The organism is Bradyrhizobium sp. USDA 4510 (assembly GCF_054059095.1).
The window spans coordinates 9,001,973-9,024,866 of sequence record NZ_JBSSBT010000001.1 but is presented as its reverse complement, the minus strand read 5'-3'; the positions used below and the strand labels follow the sequence as shown (position 1 = coordinate 9,024,866).

Below are 22,894 nucleotides of genomic sequence, written 5' to 3'. Positions count from 1 at the left end.
CCTTCTTTTTCTCGTTAGCGGACGTCGACCTTCTCGGGCGTGATCACCTCGATCTTCGGCGGCGCGGCCATGCATTTCACCGCGACCCGGCCGAACGTCTTCATGTGCTCGGCGGTGCGATGCGGCACCAGCGCCTCCGCGTTCTCCCACTGCTCGACGAACACCATCTTGCTGTGGTCGGTGACGCTCTCATGCAAATCGTAAGCGATGTTGCCGGGCTCCTTGCGGGTTTCCTTGATGCAGGCCGTCGCCGCAGCAATGAATTCGGCGCGGGTCTCGGGCTTGATGGTCAGCGTAGCAACGACGTAAATCACGGAAGTTCCTCCCGGTTTTCTGTTTTGGCTTGAGTCTTGTTTTGACGCGTTTTCTTTCCGCGAACCGGAAATCCACTTCGCTCGAAAACGCTCTGGTTACCGGGACGGGTTTTAGAACATAAAATAGCGCTGTGCCATGGGCAGCACCTCGGCCGGCGCGCAGGTCAGCAGCTCGCCGTCTGCGCGTACCTCATAGGTCTCGGGATCGACCTCGATCTCGGGCGTCGCGTCGTTGTGGATCATGCTCTTCTTGGAGATCTTGCCGCGGGTGTTCTGCACCGCATAGAGCTTCTTGGCTGTGCCGAGCTTGCGGGCGAGACCGCCGCTCGCCGCGGCCTTCGAGGTGAACACCACCGAGGATGCGGTGAGCGATTTGCCGAAGGCGGCGAACATCGGCTGGTAATGCACCGGCTGCGGCGTCGGGATCGAGGCGTTGGGATCGCCCATCGGCGCCGCCACGATCGAGCCGCCCTTGATGATGCAATCCGGCTTGACGCCGAAGAACGCCGGCGACCACAGCACGAGGTCGGCCATCTTGCCCTTCTCGACGGAGCCGATCAGCTTCGACACGCCGTGCGCAATCGCGGGGTTGATGGTGTATTTGGCGATGTAGCGCTTGACGCGGAAATTGTCGTTGTCGTTGCCCTTGTCCTGCGGCAGCGACCCGCGCTGCTTCTTCATCTTGTCGGCGGTCTGCCAGGTGCGGATGATGACCTCGCCGAGCCGGCCCATCGCCTGCGAGTCCGACGACATCATCGAGAGCGCGCCGAGATCGTGCAGGATGTCCTCGGCGGCGATGGTCTCCTTGCGGATCCGGCTCTCGGCGAAGGCGAGGTCTTCGGCGATCGACGGATCGAGGTGATGGCACACCATCAGCATGTCGAGATGCTCGTCGATGGTGTTGCGGGTGAACGGCCGGGTCGGATTGGTCGAGGACGGCAGCACGTTCTTCAGCCCGGCAATCTTGATGATGTCAGGCGCGTGGCCGCCGCCGGCGCCTTCGGTGTGGAAGGCATGGATGGTGCGACCCTTGAACGCCTTCACCGTATCCTCGACGAAGCCGGATTCGTTCAGCGTGTCCGAATGCAGCATCACCTGGACGTCGTAGTCGTCGGCAACCGAGAGACAGGTGTCGATCGCCGACGGCGTGGTACCCCAGTCCTCATGCAGCTTCAGCGCGCAGGCGCCGCCCTTGATCATCTCGACCAGCGCCGCCGGACGCGAGGCGTTGCCCTTGCCGGAGATGCCGAGGTTGACCGGGAAGGCGTCGAACGACTGGATCATCCGCCCCATGTGCCAAGGGCCAGGCGTGCAGGTGGTGGCGAAGGTGCCGTGCGACGGACCGGTGCCGCCCCCTAGCATCGAGGTGACGCCAGACATCAGCGCGTGCTCGATCTGCTGCGGGCAGATGAAATGGATGTGGCTGTCGAAACCGCCGGCGGTGAGGATCTTGCCTTCGCCGGCGATCACGTCGGTGCCGGGGCCGATGATGATGGTCACATTGGGCTGGATGTCCGGATTGCCGGCCTTGCCGATCGCCGCGATCATGCCCTCCTTGATCGCGACGTCGGCCTTCACGATGCCCCAGTGATCGACGATCAGCGCGTTGGTGATGACGGTATCCGCCGCGCCTTGCGCGCTGGTCACCTGCGACTGCCCCATGCCGTCGCGGATCACCTTGCCGCCGCCGAACTTCACCTCCTCGCCATAGGTGGTGAGATCCTTCTCGACCTCGATGATCAGATCGGTGTCGGCAAGCCGAACCCTGTCACCGGTGGTTGGACCGAACATGTCGGCATAGACGGAACGCTTGATCTTCACGGACATGTCAGCCCCCAGTTTCAGTCAGCGCGGCCTTGGCACGCGCAATCGTGTCGTCGAAAATGCGGTCGAGCCGCGGATTGATGCCCCGGCAACCGGCAACGACCTTGTCGGCCCAGGCCGCATAGTCGGCGAGATCATCGCGCTCGTCCTTGCTCGGATGCGGCACGATCCGCGCGCCGATATTGCTGATCTTGTCGGCGATCTTGATCAGCTTTGCACCGGGAGATTTGTGCGGAGCATCCTCGATCTGCTTTTGCCGGCGGGCAGGCTTTGGCAGGCTCATGTCATCGGTGCACTCGACAACGAGATCGGCAACGCGCGCGGTGAACTTCTGCGCGAGCTCCTCGCGCGTGGTCTCGGAGTCCTCGATGGTGTCGTGAAGCCAGCCGGCAGCCACCAGTTCGGCATCGGTGCCGTTAGTGACCTGCGCGAGCAGATTCGCGACCTCGGCGAGATGGTTGATGTAAGGCTCACTCCCCCGCCCCTTGCGCGCCATCCCGTTATGACGGTGCGCGGCAAGCTCGGCAGCTTCGGAGACCATGCGGACAGCGGGAAGCATGGCGCTACAGCTTCCCCTTCACCTCGGCGCGAAAGCCGTAGATCACGCGCTTGCCGGCGAGTGCGACGAGCTGGACGTCGCGGGTCTGGCCGGGTTCGAAGCGGACGGCGGTGCCGGCGGCGATGTCGAGGCGCATGCCGCGGGCTTTCTTGCGGTCGAATTTCAGCGCCGGGTTGGTCTCGAAGAAGTGGTAATGCGAGCCGACCTGGATCGGACGATCGCCGGTGTTGGCGACCGAGAGCGTCACGGTCTTGCGGCCGGCATTGAGCTCGATCTCGCCGTCCTTGATGAAGAGTTCGCCGGGGATCATTCGTCTCTCCTGTCATTCCGGGGCACGCGAAGCGTGAATCCGGAATCTCGATCAACAATCTCTGGATTCCGGGTTCTGCCTTCGGCCGCCCCGGAATGACGCTCGTGGCTATCGGATCGGCTCGTGCACGGTGACGAGCTTGGTGCCGTCGGGGAATGTCGCCTCGACCTGGATGTCGTGGATCATCTCCGGGATGCCATCCATCACCTGCGCGCGGGTCAGGACCTTGGCGCCGGCCTGCATCAGATCGGCGACGGTGCGGCCATCACGCGCGCCCTCGACAATGAAGTCGGCGATCAACGCGACGGCTTCGGGATGGTTCAGCTTGACGCCGCGCTCGAGCCGGCGGCGCGCCACCATGGCCGCCATCGATACCAGGAGCTTGTCCTTTTCGCGGGGAGACAAATTCATGCGAACACTCTGATCGTTCTTGAAAGGTTTAGTTGAGCCACAGCCGCGGCAGCGGGACAGTGGAGGCGCGGCCGAGCACCATCATCATGTCGGCGCGCAGCCGGGCCGCATCTTGGGCACAGAAGCGGGCCATTGCAAAGCCATTCCAGGCGGAGATGCCCACCTCGCCGCCGAAGCTGTCCGACGCCTCGCGGATACGCTCGACCAGGGCCTCGTCACCCGGCACGATCAGCGTCGTGCCGATCGCGCAGCCGCCGCCCGCGATCGCGGGTCGCGCAAGCTTCTCGCCGATCTCGCCGTGGAGGCGGATGGTCTCGGCAAACACCAGCCGGCCGCCGCGTCGCATCCGCCAACGGTCGACGAACTCGCCGTGGCGCATGGTCTCGCCCATCGCGGCGCGGCCGAACACCACGATCTCGCAAAGCAGGAACGAGGCACCCTCGGCAAGGTCGATGTCGAAGCCGCGGTGAATGCGGGCACGGTCGAACAGGATGGTTTCCTGCGGCAACCAGGCGAGATGCGCGCCTGCGGCAACGGTCAGCGCGATGTCGAGCCGTGCCGCCGCGGCCGGCGCACGGTAGACTTTCTCAGCCGCCGCCGTGGTCAGTGTCAAACGCGCTCCCTCGCCGGCCGCGACCGCGATCTCGAAGCGGTCCCCGCCGGCAATGCCGCCGGCGGTGTTGACGAACATGGCCGAGAGACCGTCGTCCTCCGGCGATGGGAAGCGGACGCGCAGCGAGCCCGACTCATGCAGGTCGCCGCGGCGGGTGGCGCCGTCTTTCAGATGCACGCCGAACCTGACCGCACCCTGGGCGCGGTTTGCCGCAAACGTTGCCGCTGCCGCGCCTGCGATCCCGGTCCGCATTCCCCCGACGCTCCCTTCGCGCGCCACAAGAGGCGGCGTCACATCCTGTTCACAGCGCCATCTGGCGGCTGATCTCGGCGGGATCGAGGCTTGCGCGGTCGCAGGCATATTTCACCGCACCCCGGTCCATCACGGCAAAACTGTCGCCGAGTTCGCAGGCAAAGTCGAGATATTGTTCGACCAGCACGATCGCGATGTTGCCGAGGTTGCGCAGATAGGAGATGGCGCGGCCGATATCCTTGATGATCGAGGGCTGGATGCCCTCGGTCGGCTCGTCGAGCAGCAGGAGCTTTGGCCGCATCACCAGCGCGCGGCCGATCGCAAGCTGCTGCTGCTGGCCGCCGGAAAGGTCGCCGCCACGGCGGCCCAGCATGGTCTCCAACACCGGAAACAGCGAGAACACGTCGTTGGGAATGTTGCGGTCTTCGCGCTTGAGCGGACCGAAGCCAGTCTTGAGGTTCTCTTCCACCGTCAGCAGCGGAAAGATCTCGCGGCCCTGCGGCACGAAGCCGATGCCGCGCCGCGCCCGCTCATAGGGCTTTAGCGCGGTGATGTCCTTGCCGTCGAAATTGATCGTGCCGGAAGCGATCGGATACTGGCCGACCATGGCGCGGAGCAGCGAAGTCTTGCCGACGCCGTTGCGGCCGAGCACACAGGTGACCTTGCCCGGTTCGGCGGTCAGCGACACGCCGCGCAGCGCCTGCGCCGCACCGTAATAGAGATTGATGTTGTCGATCTTCAGCATCGCCCTAGCGCCCCAGATACACTTCGACCACCCGCTCGTTCGACGACACCTGGTCAATCGAACCTTCGGCGAGCACCGAGCCCTCATGCAGGCAGGTCACCTTGACGCCAAGCTCGCGCACGAAGGTCATGTCGTGCTCGACCACCATGATGGTGTGGTTCCTGTTGATCCCCTTGAGGAGCTCGGCCGTGAGATGGGTCTCGACATCGGTCATGCCGGCGACCGGCTCGTCGACCAGCAGCACCTTCGGGTCCTGCGCCAGCAGCATGCCGATCTCGAGCCACTGCTTCTGGCCGTGCGACAGGCTGCCGGCGAGGCGGTTGCGCGCATCGGTCAGGCGGATGGTCTCGAGCACCTTGTCGATGCGCTCGGACTCAGCCTTGCTGCCGCGCCAGAACAGCGTGCCGCGCACGGAATGATCGACATTGAGCGCGAGCAGGATGTTGTCCTGCACGGTCTGGCTCTCGAACACCGTCGGCTTCTGGAATTTGCGACCGATGCCGAGCTCGGCGATACGGGTCTCGTCGAGCCGGGTCAGGTCGACGGTGCCGTCGAACAGCACCGTGCCCTCGTCGGGTTTGGTCTTGCCCGTGATGATGTCCATCATCGTGGTCTTGCCGGCGCCGTTCGGGCCGATGATGGCGCGCATCTCGCCGGGCTCGAGCGCCAGCGACAGATTGTTGATGGCGTGAAAACCGTCGAACGAGACGTGCACGCCGTCGAGGTAGAGCATGGCCGAAGTGGCGCGGGTATCCATGACGTTCATCTGCCTACTCCGCCGGGTTCGGTGCGCCGATGCCGTCTTCGCGCGCGGCACTCTCGGCGTCGGGTGAGCCGCGCCGCGCTTTCAGCGGCTCCCACCAGGCGTTGAAGGTACCGACGATGCCCTTGGGCAACAGCAGCGTGACCAGGATGAACAGCGCGCCCAGCATGAACAGCCAGTACGGTGCAAGCGGCCCCGAGGTGAAGAACGTCTTGGCATAGTTGACGACGACGGCGCCGAGCGCCGCGCCGATCAGCGTGCCGCGGCCGCCGACCGCGACCCAGATCACCGCCTCGATCGAGTTGGCGGGCGCGAACTCGCTGGGATTGATGATGCCGACCTGCGGCACGTACAGCGCACCGGCGACGCCGGCCATGCAGGCCGACAGCGTGAACACGAACAGCTTGTAGGATTCGACACGATAGCCAAGGAAACGGGTCCGGCTTTCGGCGTCACGTACTGCGATCAGGACCTTGCCGAGCTTCGAGGTCACGATCGCGCGGCAGATCAGGAACGCGATGATCAGCGCAAGGCAGCTCAGCAGGAACAGCGCCGCGCGGGTGCCTTCGGCCTGCACGTTGAAGCCGATGATGTCCTTGAAGTCGGTCAGCCCGTTATTGCCGCCGAAGCCGAAATCGTTGCGGAAGAACGCCAGCAGCAGCGCATAGGTCATCGCCTGCGTGATGATCGACAGATACACGCCGGTGACGCGCGAGCGGAAGGCGAGCCAGCCGAAGCAGAAGGCGAGCAGACCCGGCACCAGCAGCACCATCAGCGCGGCGAACCAGAACTTGTCGAAGCCGTACCAATACCAGGGCAGCTTGCTCCAGTTCAGGAACACCATGAAGTCGGGCAGGATCGGGTTGCCGTAGACGCCGCGGCTGCCGATCTGGCGCATCAGGTACATCCCCATCGCGTAGCCGCCCAGCGCGAAGAACGCACCGTGGCCGAGCGAGAGGATGCCGCAATAGCCCCAGATCAGATCGATCGAGAGCGCGAGGATGGCGTAGCAGACATATTTGCCCCACAGCGCGACCAGATAGGTCGGCACCTGGAACATCGAGCCCTGCGGCAGCAGCAGGTTCGACAGCGGGATCAGCACGCCGATCGCGGCGACGATCAGGACGAACGCGGTCGCCGCGCGGTCGAGCGAACGGGTGAGGATGTGCGGCGTCATGCTTCCACCGCCCGACCCTTGAGCGCGAACAGGCCGCGCGGCCGCTTCTGGATGAACAGGATGATCAGCACCAGGATCGCGATCTTGCCGAGCACCGCGCCCGCGACAGGCTCGAGGAACTTGTTGGCGATGCCGAGCGTGAAGGCGCCGACCAGGGTGCCCCAGAGATTGCCGACGCCACCGAACACCACGACCATGAAGCTGTCGATGATGTAGCTCTGGCCGAGATTCGGGCTGACATTGTCGATCTGCGACAGCGCCACGCCGGCAATGCCGGCGATCCCCGAGCCGAGGCCGAAGGTCAGCGCGTCGACGCGCGAGGTGGCGATCCCCATCGAGGCCGCCATGCGGCGGTTCTGGGTCACCGCGCGCATCTCGAGGCCAAGCGCGGTGTAGCGCAGCATCGCCAGCAGGATGGCAAACACCGCGAGCGTGAAGCAGAGGATCCACAGCCGGTTATAGGTGATGGTGATCTGGCCGAGCTCAAAGGCACCGCTCATCCAGGAGGGGTTGCCGACCTCGCGGTTGGTCGGGCCGAACGCGGTGCGCACCGCCTGCTGCAACACCAGCGACAGGCCCCAGGTCGCGAGCAGCGTCTCCAGCGGACGGCCGTAGAGGAAGCGGATGATGGTGCGCTCGATCACGACACCGATCAAGCCGGCGACCAGGAAGGCGAGCGGCACCGCGATCAGCAGCGAATAGTCGAACAGCGCAGGATAGCGGCTGCGGATCACCTCCTGCACCACGAAGGTGGTGTAGGCCCCGAGCATCACCATCTCGCCATGCGCCATGTTGATGACGCCCATCACGCCGAAGGTGATGGCAAGCCCGATCGCGGCGAGCAGCAGCACGGAGCCGAGCGACAGGCCGTACCAGGCATTCTGCACCATCGACCACATCGCCAGATTGCTCTGGATCGAGGACACCGCGCTTGCGGCCGCGTTGGCGACCAGCGGCGGCTGGTCGGCGCCGAGGCCGGTGAGCAGCGCCAGCGCCTCCTGATCGCCGCGCGCCTTGACCACGGCGACGGCGTCGAGCTTGTCGCTGTCGGATGCGTCCGACTTGAACAGGATGATGGCGGCGCGCGCCTCGGCGAAGGCCTGCTTGACCGACTTGACGTTCTCCTTGGCGAGCGCAGCCTCCACCGTCGGCAGCAAATTCTCCTCGTGGCTCTTGAACACCGACTGCGCGGCGGCGAGGCGTTTGGCCGGATCCGGCGACAGCAGCGTCAGGCCGCCGAGCGCAGCCTCCACGGTGCGGCGCAGGCGGTTGTTGAGGCGGACGGCGGCGGCGTTGTCGGGCAGCTTGTCGACCGCAGCACCGGTGGTGGCGTCGACAATCTTGCCGTCGGTCCGCGTGATGAAGACCTTCTTGCTGTCGGGATCGGCCGAGAGCCGGCCGTCCTGCAGCGCGCTGATGATGGGCGAGGCCAGCACATTGCCCGACGCGGCGACCTCGCCGATCGCCGCCTCGGTGTCGGAGAACTCGTCATTGGCGAATTTGGCGACCGAATCCTCGAACGGACCAGCCAGCGCCGGCACTGTGAGGCAGCTCAGCAGCAGGATCGAGAGAAACAGCGCACGAAAACGATCAATACAATTGGCGAACACGTCAGTACCCCGGCAGGAGTGTGAGGAGAAGGCGGCGAGCTGTGCCGCCTTCTCCAGGTTCTTGGATGGTTGCGTTGTGTCGTCGATCAGGTCAGGAGCTCAGGAGCCCTGTTGTCAGGAGCCCTATTGTCAGGAACCCTGGCCACCGCACTTGTTGGTCTTGGTGTTGAAGTTGCCGCACTTCTTGCCGACCCAATCGCCGATCAGGTCCTTGGAGCCCTCGAGCTCCTTCGACCAGGCGTCGCCGGCCACCAGGCCCGGGGTCTTCCAGACCACGTCGAACTGGCCGTTGCCCTTGATCTCGCCGATGAACACCGGCTTGGTGATGTGGTGGTTCGGCAGCATCTGCGACACGCCGCCGGTCAGGTTCGGCGCCTCGATGCCGGGAAGCGCATCGATCACCTTGTCCGGATCGGTCGACTTCACCTTCTCGACCGCCTTCACCCACATGTTGAAGCCGATGTAGTGCGCTTCCATCGGATCGTTGGTCACGCGCTTCGGGTTCTTGGTGTAGGCCTGCCACTCCTTGATGAACTTCTCGTTCGCCGGGGTCTTGATCGACTCGAAGTAGTTCCAGGCGGCGAGATGGCCGAGCAGCGGCTTGGTGTCGATGCCGGCGAGCTCTTCCTCGCCGACCGAGAACGCGACCACCGGGATCTCGGTCGCCTTGATACCCTGGTTGCCGAGTTCCTTGTAGAACGGAACGTTGGCGTCGCCGTTGATGGTGGAGACCACCGCGGTCTTCTTGCCGGCCGAGCCGAACTTCTTGATGTCGGCCACGATCGTCTGCCAGTCGGAGTGACCGAACGGCGTGTAGTTGATCATGATGTCGTCCTGGGCGACGCCCTTCGACTTCAGATAGGCTTCCAGGATCTTGTTGGTGGTGCGCGGATAGACGTAGTCGGTGCCGGCCAGCACCCAGCGCTTCACCTTCTCTTCCTTCATCAGATAGTCGACCGCCGGGATCGCCTGCTGGTTCGGCGCCGCGCCGGTGTAGAACACGTTGCGCTCGGACTCCTCGCCCTCATACTGTACCGGGTAGAACAGGATGTTGTTCAGCTCCTTGAACACCGGGAGCACGGATTTGCGCGACACCGAGGTCCAGCAGCCGAACACGACCGCGACCTTGTCCTTGGTGATCAGCTCGCGGGCCTTTTCGGCGAACAGCGGCCAGTTCGAAGCGGGGTCGACCACGACGGGCTCGAGCTTCTTGCCGAGCACGCCGCCCTTCTTGTTCTGCTCGTCGATCAGGAAAAGGATCGTGTCCTTCAGCGTGGTTTCGCTGATGGCCATGGTGCCCGACAGCGAGTGAAGGATGCCAACCTTGATGGTGTCGTCGGCCGCTTGCGCGGGCGCGAGGGACGAGGACGCAGCCAGACCCAAAACCAGGCCGGCCGTCGCCGCGAGCGCGCGGCGGCGGGTCATCGTCGTTATTTTGTGAGAAAGCTGAGTAAGCATGAAATGTCGTCTCCCTGACGCAGGCGTGGAACGCTGCGAACGGCCGCTTGGCCGCCTGCGGTTAAGGGAATCGCAAGAACTGTGCCACGGTGCGCAGCCCCTGTAAGCCGATGAACCGGTTAGATAATTTCATCGGTTCCGGGCAAATACGGAAGCCGACTGCTCAATCATTGAGCCGCCAACTTGACTGCCGAAAGAGCAATCAGATTATTCTGTAGGCAAAATCGCCGCCTTGGCTAAATTTCCGGCATCGATTTGTGACAGTTTGCGCGATGGTTCAGCGAACTCCGGGCACCAAAGACGGCAATCTCATCTTGAAACCGCCCAGTTCCTGGTCCATATCCTCGCCATGCCCGCGAGAGTCGCGGTGCCTTCGCGAGCTGCGTGTTCAAGCTGCCCCAAGCGGCTTCTGGCTCGCCTTTCAGCTAACCCAGCTTGACGCCCCAGACACGCGGGTGTCCCCGAATGCCTTCACACGCTTCCGGCCGATATGGGCCGGGACGACGACGGCTTTTATGGAAAGAACCACCTTTTGACCTCCTTTCAGGATTTCGGCCTCGCCGATCCCATCGCCCGCGCGCTCCGAGAAGAAAATTATCTCACGCCGACCCCCATCCAGGCCCAGACCATCCCGCTAGCCCTTGCCGGCCGCGACGTCGTCGGCATCGCCCAGACCGGCACCGGCAAGACCGCCTCCTTCGCGCTGCCAATCCTGCACCGGCTGCTGGAGAACCGCGTCCGCCCGCAGCCCAAGAGCTGCCGCGTGCTGGTGCTCTCGCCGACCCGTGAACTGTCCGGGCAGATCCTCGACAGTTTCAACACCTATGGCCGCCACATCCGGCTGTCCTCGACGCTCGCCATCGGCGGCGTGCCGATGGGCCGCCAGGTCCGCTCCCTGATGCAGGGCGTCGAGGTGCTGGTCGCCACCCCCGGACGCCTGCTCGATCTCGTGCAGAGCAACGGGCTGAAGCTCAACCAGGTCGAGTTCCTGGTGCTCGATGAAGCCGACCGCATGCTCGACATGGGGTTCATCAACGACATCCGGAAAATCGTCGCCAAGCTGCCGATCCGGCGCCAGACGCTGTTCTTCTCGGCCACCATGCCCAAGGACATCGCCGAGCTCGCCGAGGCGATGCTGCGCGACCCGGCCCGCGTGGCGGTGACGCCGGTGGCCTCGACGGTGGATCGCATCGCCCAGCGCGCGATCCAGGTCGATTTCGCGGCCAAGCCGACGGTTCTCGCCCAGTTGCTGAAGCAGGAGCCGGTCAACCGCGCCCTGGTCTTCACCCGCACCAAGCACGGCGCCGACAAGGTGGTGAAAAGCCTTGCCAAGGCCGGCATCGAGGCCAATGCGATCCACGGCAACAAGTCGCAGAACCACCGCGAGCGCACGCTGGCGGCGTTCCGTTCCGGCGAGATCCGCACGCTGGTGGCGACCGATATCGCCGCCCGCGGCATCGACGTCGACGGCGTCAGCCACGTGGTGAATTTCGACCTGCCCAATATCCCGGAGACCTACGTCCACCGCATCGGCCGCACGGCGCGCGCCGGCGCCGACGGCGTCGCGATCTCGCTGATCGCCGGTGCCGAGGAGATGGGCTATCTGCGCGATATCGAGCGGCTGATCCGGATTACCGTGCCGCGGGAAGACCGCCGCACACAAGGCAGCTCCTCTGGCGGCCGCGAGGCCGCCGGGCCGGCGCAGGCCACCCACCCGCACCGGGGCGGCCGCTCTGCGCCCCGTGCGCATAATGTCCGTGGGAATGAGGCCGCTCCGGGCGCAAAAGGCCCTCGCCGCCGCCGCCGTCGAGGTGGTAATAATGGCGCGCCGCAGACGAGCCGGGGCGAGTCGCCGCGTCCGTCGCAGGCCGGCAACAGCGAAGGCATTCAGGGCGTCGCCTTCTTGCATCGCGAGAGCCGGCCGAATCCGCAATCCAACCGCAACAACCGACCGAAGCACTAGCCGTCGCTCGATCTGGAGAAACATATGGCTAAGGAAGAGCTGATCCAGTTCGAAGGACTGGTGACCGAAATCCTCCCCGACGCTCGTTACCGGGTGCAACTCGATGCCGGGCACGAGATCGTCGCCTACACCGCCGGCAAGATGAAGAAAAACCGTATCAAGACGCTGGCCGGCGACCGCGTTACGATCGAAATGTCGCCCTACGATCTCGAAAAGGGGCGCCTGATCTTCCGGCACAAGGACGAACGTCCGAGCGGCGCGCCCGGCGGCCCGCCGCGGGGCGGAGCCCAGCGCGGCGGCCAGTTCCGCCGCCGATAAGCGGGGTATTGCAACCGCTGCGGGCATGACGTCCTGATGTCCTGCGCACAATTGGCCGGCGGCTGCGCCGGCCAAAAAATCGCGCACGTCAGGATTGTTTTCAGGATTGTTTTGAAGCCTTCTATCGAATAATATCCTACCCATCGATTTTCGGCCGGACGACATTAGCCAATACCGGTACAGCCGGTTCAGACGCTGACGACCCTTCCAAAAATTCGATCTCACCACCCCGCCGATCAGCGGGTCTTGAACTTGTATATCTGAGAAGGGACTACCCACGTGAGCATGGGAACCGTGAAGTGGTTTAACGCGACCAAGGGCTACGGCTTCATCCAGCCGGATGAAGGCGGGAACGACGTGTTCGTGCACATCAGTGCAGTCGAGCGCGCCGGCCTTGGCACTCTGCGTGAAGGCCAGAAGATCTCCTACGAGATCGTGGCTGACCGCCGTTCCGGCAAATCCTCGGCCGACAATCTGCGCGCCGCCGGATAAGCCGATCTCCCGGGAGCGCGAAGCTCCAGGAAATTGTCGCTAAAGCATCAAGGGCCGCACCTTCGGGTGCGGCCCTTTTTGTCTGGATTGCCAACCGGCGTCCGCGTCGTTCGAAAGCTCTAATAGGTCGAGCAGGTCGTCGGCATGGTGGCGGACGTCGGGGCGTAGAACACGCCAAACCGACTGCCGCGGCCTTGTGAAGGCGACATCGGTGAGATTGATGCCGCTCTTGGCCATCACATAACCGACCGTCGGAACGTATTTGTAGCTGACTTCGCTGAAGATCAGATAGGTGCCCGCAACCAGCAGCGCCGCCGGAACGACGCTGGTCACGACATCACCCTGGCTGCGGCTCGAGGCCGTCAATGTGGCCTGCGTGGCGCCCGTGGCCATCACTCCCGCCTTGCTCCACTGGATCCGCGCGACCTTCGAGGCATCGACGTAGATCTCCGACAAGGTGACCTTGGTCGGCGTCGGGTCGTACGGCGTCATGATGCCGACGCTTGCACTGAAGAAGTTCTGCAGGTCGGCATCCACCACCTGCGTCGACTGCGAGGTCAGGTCCGACGCGGCGCGCGCCATCAAGGTGACCTTGCGGTCGACCGCGACACCGGATGAAAACTCGACGGTGCCGAAGAACAGCACCAGCATCAGCGGCAGGACGAAAGCGAACTCGACCGCAGCAAGGCCCCGGCGGTCATTGCAGAGGGCCGCGACGGAGCGCAGCAAGGCCGCTGCCTGGGTTTTCATGACGTTGCTCATGAGCATGTCGCCCCGGCGGTCCCGGATGGCTCGTTCTTGAATGTCGCGGTCGCGGTCAGCAGCCGCTTGCCGTTGGCGAGGTTGGCGACATTGAAGCCAAGCTTGGTGACGAACAACGGCCACTGATAGAACAGCCGGACCACCACGACGTCGCCGTCCTTGCCGGGACACCATTTCATGGCCGGAATGAATGCGTTGTTGGAATCGATTGGAGGCGCGATGTTGACGCTGCTGAAGCCCGTCGCAGCGGGATAGCTGCGCACGTCGACCGATATGCCGTTGGCGCAATCGAACAGCGGGTTGACCTGGCCGCAGACGTAGTCCTTGAACTGCTGCTGGGTATAGCTTGCGCCCTGCGCCTGACCGGTCATGATCATGCGCGCAGAATCCTGCGTCACCGTCTCCAGCACCTGGCTCGCAAAGAAGATCATCGCCACTTCGATGATCGCAAACAGCAGTCCGAAAAACAGCGGCGCGACCATCGCGAATTCGACCGCGGTCGCGCCACGGCGGTTTCTGCGAAAGCGATGGAGGAGGCGCGTGAAAGAATGAGCGGGTAGCGGCATCAACGACCCCGGATCAACATAGCGGCAACAACTACCCAAGACTCATTGTCGAAGTATTTCGCCGGATCGAGACAGGGCCACCCGATCCGTCAGGCCTTTCTTAACCATGTCGGATGAACCGCCTGCGGCAGGCGGCTGCCCCGGCGTGCGAAGCGCCGGCGCGGACACGCGCTAGTTCTGCGGCTTCGCGGCCGCGCCCGAGCCGGAGGCCTGGCTGTTGAGCGAGCCTGCCTGGTCCATGGTCGACTTGAAGTAGGTCTCGCCGTCGCCGAGGGTGATGCGACGCTGGCAGACCGGCATGCAGCTGTAGGTCTCGCGATCGACGCCGCGATAGACGGTGACAAGCTGGTCGGTCGGACCTTCGACCTGGATCTGGCGATCCACCAGCACCTGGCCGGTGCGGTCGAGTGCGATGAAGTTGGTCGCGCCGTAGCCCTTGCCGGTCACGACGACAACGCCGCCATTCTGCAGGGTGACGTCGGCGATCAGCGGGTTGCCGACCACGATGGTGGAAATGCCGCCGGGCAGCTTGACGAGCTTGGCCTGATCGACATTGACCGCAATCCGGTCCGGATCCGGCGCGGCCGTTGCGAATGCGGGCCACAGCAGAACGGCTGCGGCCAGCGAGATGAATCCAATGCGCGCGACGGCGCCAATACGCTGGAATTGAAACGACATACCTTACCCCGGGACGTTAACAAGCCGGCAAAAGCGATACGCAGCGGACCGGCGCCCGACGCAGGCAAATCTGACGGCAATTCATTTAAGAAGAGCAAAAATCGACCGCTGAATTGCGCGGATGTCACGACTTCTGGAACGGATCGACCAACGGCCCGGTGATCCCGCGGAAAAATGCCCCCGTGGGGACCGCCGCCTAGCCAGCACCACGCACATGCACCACCACGCGATCGTCGGCGTAGAGGCGCTGCCATCCATCGATGTGATCGAGAAACTTGGAGGCGGGCGTTGCCGGATCGAGCATCACCGCATCGATCCTGTAGGTCTTGAGCAGGTCGAGGAAGCCGTTGACGTCCTTGAGCTGGAGCGCACGATAATAGGCCATCTCGAATTTCTCGCCGTAAAGCTCGGCACGGCCGTCGACGAACACCGGCACCTGGCGCCAGATCAGATAGCCGCCGAACTGCAGATCATTGAGCACGCGCTGCACGTTGTGCGCCTTCAGCGCGTCGACGGCGGCAGCGGGCGAATGGATCGTCGGCGGCGACATGTCCCGACGCGCCGCGATGAACCAGGTCGCGGCGCAGAGCACGGCGATCAGCATCACGGCCGGCGTGGCCTTCAGCCGGACCACGCTTGCGGCACGCAGGCCGAACTGGGTTGCCACCGGCGTCAGCACAGCCAGCGGCAACAGCAGGGCGAAGAGCTCGAGATTCCTGACATGGGATAGCGCCATGTGCAGCAGGCCCAGCGCCAGGGCGATCCGCGGCAGCGGCAGCTTCACCCCGCAATAGAGCGCCCCGCCGATCAGGCCGAGAATGGCCAGCTCGAACGCATCGACGTGGCTGAAACTCGCCGGCATCCACTCCGTGATGAGATGCAGCAGTTCACCGAGGCTGAGAATCCTGAGCGAGGCGAGGATCGTCCCCCAGCCATAGGGCGTCACGCTGCACGCGGCCAGCGCGCCGAGGCCGAATGCGGCCCAGCGCAGCGCCAGCGGCAATCTTTGCGCCGGCGCGGCGTTCCACAGCGCATCGAGCGCGAAGGCGCCGGCCAGCACCAGGCCAAACAGAAAGCCGCCATGCAGATTGGCCCAGAGCGCGATCAGCGGCAGCAGCCAGAACGAGGGGGCCTCGCGGCGTTCGCTGGCGACCATCAGGCCGTTCGCCCAGACCATCATGATCGGCAGCGCAAGCACATGCGGACGGGCCAGCAGATGCCCGCAGGTCAACACCAGCGCCGCCAGCGCGATCAGGCTCGCATGGATTGCCGGCAGCGCACGGCCGAGGATGGCGGTGAGCAGCGCGAAGGTGGCGGCACCGCAGGCCGCGGCCAGCACCGCAGGCCCGGTCCACCCGGCAAGGTCGTAGGCCTTCGCGAACAGGACCTGCGCCAGCCACGACGACGACACCCAAGGCTCACCCGCTTTGGTGAAGGAATAGATATCGACCGACGGCAATGCGCGGTGGTCGAGGATCCACCGGCCGACGGCAATCTGCCAGTAGGTGTCGGAATCGGCGAGCAGCCTGTCGCCGACGACCAGCAGCAACGCATAGACGCCGCACGCCATCCAGAACCAGGCCGGGACTTCGGCGAACACCGAGGCCCGCGCCTGTGGGATGGTTGCGGTCTCAGCACTCATGCGCGCGCAGTCCGGTCAATGACGGAACGGATAGGCCAGCTGTCCGCCGATTTCGGCCGGCACGCCCTGCTCGGCGTCGACGCCGTAATCATCCGGAAGCTTGCCTTCGGGCATGCGGAATGTCCCGAACAGAATGTCCCAGAGCGGAAACGTGCCGGCGAAATTGGTGTCGCCACCCTCCTCGAGCGCGGTGTGATGCCAGCGATGGAACACCGGCGTGGCGATCACATATTTGAACGGGCCGAGCGTCCAGTTCAGGTTGGCGTGCACGAAGGCGGAATGGAATGTGGTGAAGGGACCGACCCACAGCATGATGTTCGGCGAGATGCCGGCCATCAGCAGGATCACGTCGACCGAGATCGTGCCGATCAGCAGATTGACGGGATGGAAGCGCGCCGCCGAGATCCATTCGAGATCCTCGGAGGAATGATGAATGGCGTGGTACTTCCAGAATCCGCCGCCGTGAAACATCCGGTGCAGCCAGTACAGCATGAAGTCGGAAGCGACCAGGAAGATGATCGATTGCAGCCAGAGCGGCAGCTGCGCCAGCGGGCCGTGTCCGTTTTCGTAGAACGAGATCAGCTCGTCGGCACCGTGCACATCGAACACCGCGGCCGCGCCCACCACCAGCAGCCCGATCCGCAGCACGCGGGCGAATACCGGCACGAAGAACCAGTAGCAGATGTCCGTGACCAGCTCGCGCTTCTGCCACCACGGCTTGCCGGGATTGCAGGCCCAGAAGTGGGTCAGCACCGTGAAGAACAGCGCGAGGCCGATCGTGATCGGCACCACCCTCATCATCGTCTGGCCGAGCATCTCGATGACTTCGATCGGAAGGGTGGACATGGCAGCCTCATACTACGGAAGCCCCATGGGTATAGATGTGCGCTTAAGGAGCCGTGAATAGGCGCCGGATGTCTGGTCGCAGCAACAATCCGCAATTTTAGCGGACCGTTTAATGCCAAATTTACTGTGCGCAACATCAGCGGGTTCCCGCAGAGTTTATGCGATCAAATTAACTGCGCCGAAATCGTCCAACACTAGGGTGCCGCAATGGTCACGGTGCTGAGAACGCCGGCGAGACCAAATCTAGTTCGACCAGCCACGTGTACACAGGAGTGATTTTATGAAGAACCTCGTTTCGCGCTTCGTGAAGGACGAATCGGGCGCGACCGCCATCGAGTACGGCCTGATCGCCACCGGTATCGCCATCGCGATCATCGCTGCAGTCAACGGCGTCGGCACGAAGCTCTCGGGTACCTTCAACTCGATCTCGGGCTCGCTGAAGTAAGCCGGCTTCGACGAATTCGCATCAAAGGTCCCGGCAATCCCGGGACCTTTGCTATTTGTCGGGGGCCGATCGGCAGCCTCTGTTGAAGGTGCCGGTAATCCTTTTCCGATTGTTCACCATTGGCCGCTAGCGTCGGGTCTCGACCGCAGCTCCAGCTTGACGGCATGAATTCATGATCCTCGACATCGCACGCTTGATGCTGTTTCCGGCCCTGATGGCCTTTGCGGCGGCGAGCGATCTCCTGACCATGACGATCCCGAACCGGATTTCGCTGGCGCTGGTGGCGGGCTTCTTTGTCCTGGCGCCGCTGACCGGGATGGGCGTCCACGAGATCCTCACCCATGCCGGCGCAGGCGCGCTGGTTCTGGTGGTGGCGTTCGGCATGTTCGCGATGGGCTGGGTCGGCGGCGGAGACGCCAAGGTCGCGGCCGCGGCCAGCCTGTGGTTCGGGTTCGAGCACCTGCTGCCCTATCTGGTCTTTGCCTCGCTGTTCGGCGGTGCGCTGACCGTGCTCTTGCTGCAGCTGCGGCAATGGCCATTGCCCTACCCGCTCGCGTCCCAGGCCTGGCTCAGCCGCCTGCACGACAAGCAGACCGGAATTCCCTACGGCATCGCACTCGCTCTCGGCGCCCTCCTGATTTATCCCGAGACGGACTGGATCAAGACGATCGATCTCGCGCACTTCGCCATGCGCTGAGAAAGCAGCGGTAACCGCCCGTTAAGGCGATTTAGATACGCCTCATTAACCATGCTTTGACGAATAGCTGGTCAACTCCCATCACGGCGGCGGCAGCGTCGCGGCGTCATGTGGAAAGTGAAGCGTAATGGATAAGGCCCGCATTCTGGTCCTGGCAATTGCAGGCTGCGCCGGCCTTGCGGCGCTTTATTTGGCGAGCGGAAGCGACGACAAGCCGGCGGCTCCTCCGCCAGTTGCGCAGCTGCCGACCGTCGACATCCTGGTCGCGCGCTCCGACATCGGCCTCGGCCAGGCAGTGAAGGCCGAAGACCTGCAGTGGCAGACCTGGCCGGCGGCGACCGCCAGCGCCAGCTTCATGCGCAAGGACAGCCACGCCGACGCCATCAAGGACGTCACCGGCTCGATCGCGCGCGCCCCGTTCATCCAGGGCGAGCCGATCCGCGAGCAGAAGCTCGTCAAGGCCGACGGAAGCGGCTTCATGGCCGCGATCCTGCCGACGGGCATGCGGGCGGTATCGACCGAAATCTCTCCCGAGACCGGTGCCGGCGGCTTCATCCTGCCGAATGACCGGGTCGACGTCCTGCTGTCGAAGCGGGACAAGAATCCCGACCGCAACGGCGCCGACATCGTCAATTCCGAGGTCATCCTGACCAATATCCGCGTCCTTGCGATCGACCAGGCGCCGAAGGAGAAGGACGGCACCAACGCACTGATCGGCAAGACAGTGACGCTGGAGCTGAAGCCTGACCAGACCGAGACGCTGGCGCGGGCGCGCCAGAGCGGCGTCCTGTCGCTGGCGCTGCGCAGCATCGCCGATAACAACGGGACCGACGTCAGGATCGAGGACAACCACCAGAGACGCGGTGAGACGATCAACGTCATCCGCTTTGGCGTTGCCAACCAGGCAACGATGCAGAAGTGACCATGAGGACACAGGTGATGAAGGGCGGGGCAACTCAACGGACGATGCGGGCCTTCATGGTCCGCGCATTGTCGTTCTCGGCCGTCGCGGCGCTCACGCTCAACCCGGCACTGACGCCGGTGGTGGCGGGCGACTACCGCGCCGCTCCCGCCGCGGCCGACGGCCAGATGAATGCCCGCTTCCTCTCACTCGGCGTCGGCAAATCGGTGGTGATCGATCTGCCGAGGGACATCAAGGACGTGCTGGTCGCCGATCCCAAGATCGCCAATGCCGTGGTCCGCTCGGCGCAACGCGCCTACATCATCGGCGCGACGGTCGGCCAGACCAACATCGTGTTCTTCGACGCCGCCGGCCAGCAGATCGCGGCCTATGACATCGCGGTCAAGCGCGACCTCAACGGCGTGCGCGCGGCCCTGCGCGCAGCGCTGCCGAACGCCGATATCCAGATCGAGGGTGTCGGCGAGGGCGTCATGCTGACCGGAAGCGCGGCGAGCCCGATCGAAGCGCAGCAGGCCGGCGAGATCGCCACGCGGCTGGTCGGCAGCGCCGACAAGGTTGTGAACTCCATCACGGTTCGCGGCCGCGACCAGGTGATGCTGAAGGTGACGGTCGCCGAAGTCTCGCGCAGCCTGATCAAGCAGCTCGGCATCGACCTCACCGCGAACCTCAACTACGGCACCACCGTGGTGAAGTTCACCAACAACAACCCGTTCACGGCGAACAACGCACCGCTGGTGCCCGGCAACGCCCTCACCACTTCGTTCGGCGCGGCCCCATCGGTGTCGGCGACGCTCCGCGCCATGGAAAGCGCAGGCGTGGTGCGGACACTCGCCGAGCCGAACCTGACCGCGATCTCCGGCGAATCGGCGACCTTCATCTCGGGCGGCGAGTTTCCAATTCCGACCGGCGTGACCTGTCAGACGACGACGGGAGGCGCGATCGGGAATTGCGTTCAGACCGTCAGCTTCAAGAAGTTCGGCATTTCGCTCAACTTCACGCCCGTGGTGCTGACTGAGGGACGGATCAGCCTGCGCGTGATGACGGAAGTGTCGGAAGTCTCGACCGAGAATTCGCTGACCGGCGGCGCCGGCGGAACGACGATCCCCTCGATCAAGACCCGGCGCGCCGAGACCACGCTGGAAATTCCTTCGGGCGGCTCGATGGCGATGGCCGGCCTGATCCAGGACCAGACCAAGCAGGCGATCAACGGCCTTCCCGGGCTGGCGTCGCTGCCGGTGCTCGGAACGCTGTTCCGCAGCCGGGACTTCGTCAACAACCAGACCGAAATGATGGTGCTGGTGACGCCCTATGTCGTTCGCGCGGTGGCGCAGAAGGACCTGTCGCGTCCGGATGACGGCTTCGCCAACGCGTCCGACCCGCAGGCCGACCTGCTCGGCAGCATCAATCGCGTCTACGGCGTGCCCGGCCGCACCGAGCCGGCGCGGAATTACCGCGGCACTTACGGCTTCATTACGGACTGAGGCGGACGATGACACAGACCACATCCAGGACATCCGCCGGTTACCAGCGCGGCATCGTTCTCGCCGGAGCGCTCGTCAGCCTCGCGATGACGCTCGGCGCCTGCCAGCACGCCGCCGACAACAGTTTCGCGATGGTGAACGCACCGGCCGACTATCGCCAGCGCCATCCGATCGCGGTCACCGAGGCTGATCGCTCGATCGTGGTCTTCGTCGGCCGCAGCCGCGGCGGCCTGACTGCGGAGCAGCGCGCCGAGGTGACGGGGATGGCGCAGGACTGGATGCGCGAGGGGACCGGCGCCGTCACCATCGACGTTCCCGCCGACACGCCGAACGCACGGACCGCCCAGGAATCGCTGCGCGAGATCCAGGCCACGTTCACCGCCGCCGGCGTGCCGCCGCGCGGGATCCTCGTTCGCAAATACCATCCCGAGGATCCGCGCCAGATGCCCGCGATCCGCGTGAACTATCCAAAGATGAAAGCGGTCGCCGGGCCGTGCGGTCTCTGGCCGGAAGATCTCGGCCCGTCGATCCACAACGGGTCCTACATCGAGAACAAGCAGTACTACAATTTCGGCTGCGCCAATCAGCGCAACCTCGCAGCCATGGTCGAAGACCCGACCGACCTCGTGCAGCCGCGCGCGGAGACCCCTGCCTATACGTCGCGTCGCAACATCGCCTTCGACAAGTATCGCAAGGGCACCACCACCGCCACGAGTTATCCCGAGTCCGACAGGGCCAAGCTAAGCGACACAGGAAAATGATCACCTACGCGCAGCAAAACTCCGAAGAGCAGACGGACGCCCCGCCGCAGGCCGTGGACGACCATATTGCTCCGGCGCCACGGGTTTCGGTCCAGGCGTTCTGCGAAACGGTCGAGACCGCTGCCGCCGTGCAGTCGGCGGGCGAGGATCGCCGGCTGGCCAAGGCTCACCTCAAGATCCAGATGGGCGGCATGGCGGCCGCCATCGAGGCCTATCGCTCGGCGCCGACGCCCAATGTCATCATCCTCGAGACCGAGGGCCGCGGCGACATCCTGGCCGGCCTCGATCAGCTCGCAACGGTGTGCGACGCCGGCACCCGCGTGGTCGTGATCGGCCGCGTCAACGACGTGACGCTGTATCGCGAGCTGGTGCGCCGCGGCGTCAGCGATTACGTGATCGCGCCGGCCCATGCGATCGACGTGGTGCGCGCGGTCTGTAACCTGTTCTCGGCACCGGAAGCCAAGGCGGTCGGCCGCATCGTCGCCGTTGTCGGTGCCAAGGGCGGTGTCGGCGCCTCGACCATCGCCCACAATGTCGCCTGGGCGATTGCCCGCGACCTGGCGCTCGACTCCGTGGTCGCCGACCTCGACCTCGCTTTCGGCACCGCCGGCCTCAACTACAACCAGGATCCCGCGCAGGGCATCGCCGACGCCGTGTTCTCGCCGGACCGCGTCGATACCGCCTTCGTCGACCGCCTGCTGTCGAAATGCACCGACCATCTGAGCCTGCTGGCGGCGCCGGCGACACTGGACAAGGTCTACGATTTCGGCGCCGAGGCATTCGATGCGATCTTCGATACGCTGCGGACCACGATGCCCTGCATCGTGCTCGACGTGCCGCATCAATGGTCCGGCTGGACCAAGCGCGCATTGATCGCGGCCGACGACATCCTGATCGTGGCGGCGCCCGACCTCGCCAATCTGCGCAATGCCAAGAACATGTTCGACCTGCTGAAGGCCTCGCGGCCCAACGACCGCGCGCCGCTGTACTGCCTGAACCAGGTCGGCGTGCCGAAGCGTCCCGAGATCGCGGCCGGCGAGTTCGCCAAGGCGATCGAAAGCCAGCCGATCGCCGCCATCCCGTTCGATCCGCAGATCTTCGGTTCGGCGGCCAACAACGGCCAGATGATCGCCGAGATTTCCGCCAACCACCGCGCGGTCGAGATGTTTCTGCAGATGGCGCAGCGGCTGACAGGCCGCGGCGAGACCAAGAAGCCGAGGGGGTCCTTCCTGTCGCCCCTGCTCGAAAAGCTGCGGTCCAAATAGTGGTCCGCGTGGAGTCAAGA

At 64.5% G+C, this 22,894-nt stretch carries 24 protein-coding genes and 1 pseudogene; 9 read left to right on the top strand and 16 right to left on the bottom strand.

Features of this window, described 5'->3' with window-relative positions; all coding sequences use genetic code 11:
• Positions 1–14: 14 nt before the first annotated feature.
• The 11 genes from ACVMDN_RS41905 to urtA form a co-directional block, all read right to left on the bottom strand.
• The gene (locus ACVMDN_RS41905; RefSeq protein WP_024581875.1) at positions 15–314 is read right to left on the bottom strand and encodes a putative quinol monooxygenase; all 300 of its coding nucleotides are present in this window, start codon (positions 312–314) and stop codon (positions 15–17) included.
• A 111-nt stretch (positions 315–425) separates the two neighbouring features.
• Positions 426–2,141, bottom strand: coding sequence for an urease subunit alpha (gene ureC, locus ACVMDN_RS41900; protein WP_076824898.1), 1,716 nt, complete (start codon positions 2,139–2,141; stop codon positions 426–428).
• A 1-nt stretch (position 2,142) separates the two neighbouring features.
• Positions 2,143–2,697, bottom strand: a complete 555-nt coding sequence (locus ACVMDN_RS41895; RefSeq protein WP_076824896.1) for an HD domain-containing protein — start codon at positions 2,695–2,697, stop codon at positions 2,143–2,145.
• A gap of 4 nt (positions 2,698–2,701) precedes the next feature.
• Entirely contained in the window at positions 2,702–3,007 is a 306-nt protein-coding gene (locus tag ACVMDN_RS41890) for an urease subunit beta (protein WP_028334688.1), read from the bottom strand.
• 108 nt (positions 3,008–3,115) lie between these two features.
• Positions 3,116–3,418, bottom strand: coding sequence for an urease subunit gamma (locus ACVMDN_RS41885; RefSeq protein WP_076824895.1), 303 nt, complete (start codon positions 3,416–3,418; stop codon positions 3,116–3,118).
• 28 nt (positions 3,419–3,446) lie between these two features.
• Complete coding sequence (locus ACVMDN_RS41880) at positions 3,447–4,283, bottom strand: urease accessory protein UreD (RefSeq protein ID WP_076824893.1); 837 nt, start codon at positions 4,281–4,283, stop codon at positions 3,447–3,449.
• Between the two features lie 49 nt (positions 4,284–4,332).
• Positions 4,333–5,028 (bottom strand): urea ABC transporter ATP-binding subunit UrtE, encoded by a 696-nt coding sequence (gene urtE, locus ACVMDN_RS41875; protein WP_057016124.1) that lies wholly within the window; start codon positions 5,026–5,028, stop codon positions 4,333–4,335.
• Between the two features lie 4 nt (positions 5,029–5,032).
• Positions 5,033–5,794, bottom strand: a complete 762-nt coding sequence (urtD, locus tag ACVMDN_RS41870; protein ID WP_456835795.1) for an urea ABC transporter ATP-binding protein UrtD — start codon at positions 5,792–5,794, stop codon at positions 5,033–5,035.
• Positions 5,795–5,798: 4 nt separating this feature from the next.
• Entirely contained in the window at positions 5,799–6,968 is a 1,170-nt protein-coding gene (urtC, locus tag ACVMDN_RS41865) for an urea ABC transporter permease subunit UrtC (RefSeq protein WP_076824891.1), read from the bottom strand.
• On the bottom strand, positions 6,965–8,563 hold the full coding sequence (gene urtB, locus ACVMDN_RS41860) for an urea ABC transporter permease subunit UrtB (RefSeq protein WP_371852090.1): 1,599 nt from the start codon (positions 8,561–8,563) through the stop codon (positions 6,965–6,967). The genes urtC and urtB overlap by 4 nt, the downstream gene beginning before the upstream one ends.
• Before the next feature lie 144 nt (positions 8,564–8,707).
• A complete protein-coding gene (gene urtA, locus ACVMDN_RS41855; RefSeq protein WP_371852088.1) occupies positions 8,708–10,003 on the bottom strand; it encodes an urea ABC transporter substrate-binding protein in 1,296 nt (431 codons plus the stop codon).
• Positions 10,004–10,526: 523 nt separating this feature from the next.
• Here urtA and ACVMDN_RS41850 point away from each other — a divergent pair.
• From ACVMDN_RS41850 to ACVMDN_RS41840, 3 genes are all read left to right on the top strand, one after another.
• Positions 10,527–11,999 carry a DEAD/DEAH box helicase gene (locus ACVMDN_RS41850; protein ID WP_430641161.1) on the top strand — a complete coding sequence of 491 codons (1,473 nt, stop codon included), beginning with the start codon at positions 10,527–10,529 and terminating at the stop codon, positions 11,997–11,999.
• A 24-nt stretch (positions 12,000–12,023) separates the two neighbouring features.
• Positions 12,024–12,317 (top strand): translation initiation factor IF-1, encoded by a 294-nt coding sequence (gene infA / locus ACVMDN_RS41845; protein WP_016842649.1) that lies wholly within the window; start codon positions 12,024–12,026, stop codon positions 12,315–12,317.
• A gap of 279 nt (positions 12,318–12,596) precedes the next feature.
• Entirely contained in the window at positions 12,597–12,809 is a 213-nt protein-coding gene (locus ACVMDN_RS41840) for a cold-shock protein (RefSeq protein WP_016842648.1), read from the top strand.
• 119 nt (positions 12,810–12,928) lie between these two features.
• Here the strand turns inward: ACVMDN_RS41840 and ACVMDN_RS41835 are convergent.
• The 5 genes and pseudogenes from ACVMDN_RS41835 to ACVMDN_RS41815 form a co-directional block, all read right to left on the bottom strand.
• Positions 12,929–13,577 (bottom strand): annotated as a pseudogene (locus ACVMDN_RS41835) (TadE/TadG family type IV pilus assembly protein).
• Positions 13,568–14,137 carry a TadE/TadG family type IV pilus assembly protein gene (locus ACVMDN_RS41830; RefSeq protein WP_076824889.1) on the bottom strand — a complete coding sequence of 190 codons (570 nt, stop codon included), beginning with the start codon at positions 14,135–14,137 and terminating at the stop codon, positions 13,568–13,570. Before ACVMDN_RS41830 ends, ACVMDN_RS41835 begins: the two are co-directional and overlap by 10 nt.
• Before the next feature lie 171 nt (positions 14,138–14,308).
• Positions 14,309–14,815 carry a pilus assembly protein N-terminal domain-containing protein gene (locus ACVMDN_RS41825; protein ID WP_057016118.1) on the bottom strand — a complete coding sequence of 169 codons (507 nt, stop codon included), beginning with the start codon at positions 14,813–14,815 and terminating at the stop codon, positions 14,309–14,311.
• Positions 14,816–15,011: 196 nt separating this feature from the next.
• Entirely contained in the window at positions 15,012–16,457 is a 1,446-nt protein-coding gene (locus ACVMDN_RS41820; protein WP_076824887.1) for a hypothetical protein, read from the bottom strand.
• A 15-nt stretch (positions 16,458–16,472) separates the two neighbouring features.
• Entirely contained in the window at positions 16,473–17,303 is an 831-nt protein-coding gene (locus ACVMDN_RS41815; RefSeq protein WP_026192176.1) for a sterol desaturase family protein, read from the bottom strand.
• A gap of 280 nt (positions 17,304–17,583) precedes the next feature.
• Here ACVMDN_RS41815 and ACVMDN_RS41810 point away from each other — a divergent pair, with 280 nt between their 5' ends.
• From ACVMDN_RS41810 to ACVMDN_RS41785, 6 genes are all read left to right on the top strand, one after another.
• Positions 17,584–17,748: a Flp family type IVb pilin gene (locus tag ACVMDN_RS41810; RefSeq protein ID WP_016842642.1), complete on the top strand. Its 165-nt coding sequence runs from the start codon at positions 17,584–17,586 to the stop codon at positions 17,746–17,748.
• Positions 17,749–17,920: 172 nt separating this feature from the next.
• Complete coding sequence (locus ACVMDN_RS41805; protein WP_028334676.1) at positions 17,921–18,445, top strand: A24 family peptidase; 525 nt, start codon at positions 17,921–17,923, stop codon at positions 18,443–18,445.
• 127 nt (positions 18,446–18,572) lie between these two features.
• On the top strand, positions 18,573–19,367 hold the full coding sequence (gene cpaB, locus ACVMDN_RS41800) for a Flp pilus assembly protein CpaB (protein ID WP_076824885.1): 795 nt from the start codon (positions 18,573–18,575) through the stop codon (positions 19,365–19,367).
• A 2-nt stretch (positions 19,368–19,369) separates the two neighbouring features.
• Complete coding sequence (locus ACVMDN_RS41795) at positions 19,370–20,848, top strand: type II and III secretion system protein family protein (RefSeq protein ID WP_141341582.1); 1,479 nt, start codon at positions 19,370–19,372, stop codon at positions 20,846–20,848.
• Positions 20,849–20,856: 8 nt separating this feature from the next.
• On the top strand, positions 20,857–21,609 hold the full coding sequence (locus ACVMDN_RS41790) for a CpaD family pilus assembly protein (protein ID WP_076824881.1): 753 nt from the start codon (positions 20,857–20,859) through the stop codon (positions 21,607–21,609).
• Positions 21,606–22,874, top strand: coding sequence for an AAA family ATPase (locus ACVMDN_RS41785; RefSeq protein ID WP_018269598.1), 1,269 nt, complete (start codon positions 21,606–21,608; stop codon positions 22,872–22,874). Before ACVMDN_RS41790 ends, ACVMDN_RS41785 begins: the two co-directional genes overlap by 4 nt.
• The last annotated feature ends 20 nt before the right edge of the window (positions 22,875–22,894 follow it).

What these genes read in the sequence shown, in the direction of transcription:
- ureC (WP_076824898.1), bottom strand. Translation starts at nt 2,141, where the DNA reads ATGTCCGTGAAGATCAAGCGTTCCGTCTATGCCGACATGTTCGGTCCA.
- ACVMDN_RS41895 (WP_076824896.1), bottom strand. Translation starts at nt 2,697, where the DNA reads ATGCTTCCCGCTGTCCGCATGGTCTCCGAAGCTGCCGAGCTTGCCGCG.
- ACVMDN_RS41890 (WP_028334688.1), bottom strand. Translation starts at nt 3,007, where the DNA reads ATGATCCCCGGCGAACTCTTCATCAAGGACGGCGAGATCGAGCTCAAT.
- ACVMDN_RS41885 (WP_076824895.1), bottom strand. Translation starts at nt 3,418, where the DNA reads ATGAATTTGTCTCCCCGCGAAAAGGACAAGCTCCTGGTATCGATGGCG.
- ACVMDN_RS41880 (WP_076824893.1), bottom strand. Translation starts at nt 4,283, where the DNA reads ATGCGGACCGGGATCGCAGGCGCGGCAGCGGCAACGTTTGCGGCAAAC.
- urtE (WP_057016124.1), bottom strand. Translation starts at nt 5,028, where the DNA reads ATGCTGAAGATCGACAACATCAATCTCTATTACGGTGCGGCGCAGGCG.
- urtD (WP_456835795.1), bottom strand. Translation starts at nt 5,794, where the DNA reads ATGAACGTCATGGATACCCGCGCCACTTCGGCCATGCTCTACCTCGAC.
- urtC (WP_076824891.1), bottom strand. Translation starts at nt 6,968, where the DNA reads ATGACGCCGCACATCCTCACCCGTTCGCTCGACCGCGCGGCGACCGCG.
- urtA (WP_371852088.1), bottom strand. Translation starts at nt 10,003, where the DNA reads ATGACCCGCCGCCGCGCGCTCGCGGCGACGGCCGGCCTGGTTTTGGGT.
- ACVMDN_RS41850 (WP_430641161.1), top strand. Translation starts at nt 10,527, where the DNA reads ATGGGCCGGGACGACGACGGCTTTTATGGAAAGAACCACCTTTTGACC.
- infA (WP_016842649.1), top strand. Translation starts at nt 12,024, where the DNA reads ATGGCTAAGGAAGAGCTGATCCAGTTCGAAGGACTGGTGACCGAAATC.
- ACVMDN_RS41830 (WP_076824889.1), bottom strand. Translation starts at nt 14,137, where the DNA reads ATGCCGCTACCCGCTCATTCTTTCACGCGCCTCCTCCATCGCTTTCGC.
- ACVMDN_RS41825 (WP_057016118.1), bottom strand. Translation starts at nt 14,815, where the DNA reads ATGTCGTTTCAATTCCAGCGTATTGGCGCCGTCGCGCGCATTGGATTC.
- ACVMDN_RS41820 (WP_076824887.1), bottom strand. Translation starts at nt 16,457, where the DNA reads ATGAGTGCTGAGACCGCAACCATCCCACAGGCGCGGGCCTCGGTGTTC.
- ACVMDN_RS41815 (WP_026192176.1), bottom strand. Translation starts at nt 17,303, where the DNA reads ATGTCCACCCTTCCGATCGAAGTCATCGAGATGCTCGGCCAGACGATG.
- ACVMDN_RS41810 (WP_016842642.1), top strand. Translation starts at nt 17,584, where the DNA reads ATGAAGAACCTCGTTTCGCGCTTCGTGAAGGACGAATCGGGCGCGACC.
- ACVMDN_RS41805 (WP_028334676.1), top strand. Translation starts at nt 17,921, where the DNA reads ATGATCCTCGACATCGCACGCTTGATGCTGTTTCCGGCCCTGATGGCC.
- cpaB (WP_076824885.1), top strand. Translation starts at nt 18,573, where the DNA reads ATGGATAAGGCCCGCATTCTGGTCCTGGCAATTGCAGGCTGCGCCGGC.
- ACVMDN_RS41795 (WP_141341582.1), top strand. Translation starts at nt 19,370, where the DNA reads ATGAGGACACAGGTGATGAAGGGCGGGGCAACTCAACGGACGATGCGG.
- ACVMDN_RS41790 (WP_076824881.1), top strand. Translation starts at nt 20,857, where the DNA reads ATGACACAGACCACATCCAGGACATCCGCCGGTTACCAGCGCGGCATC.
- ACVMDN_RS41785 (WP_018269598.1), top strand. Translation starts at nt 21,606, where the DNA reads ATGATCACCTACGCGCAGCAAAACTCCGAAGAGCAGACGGACGCCCCG.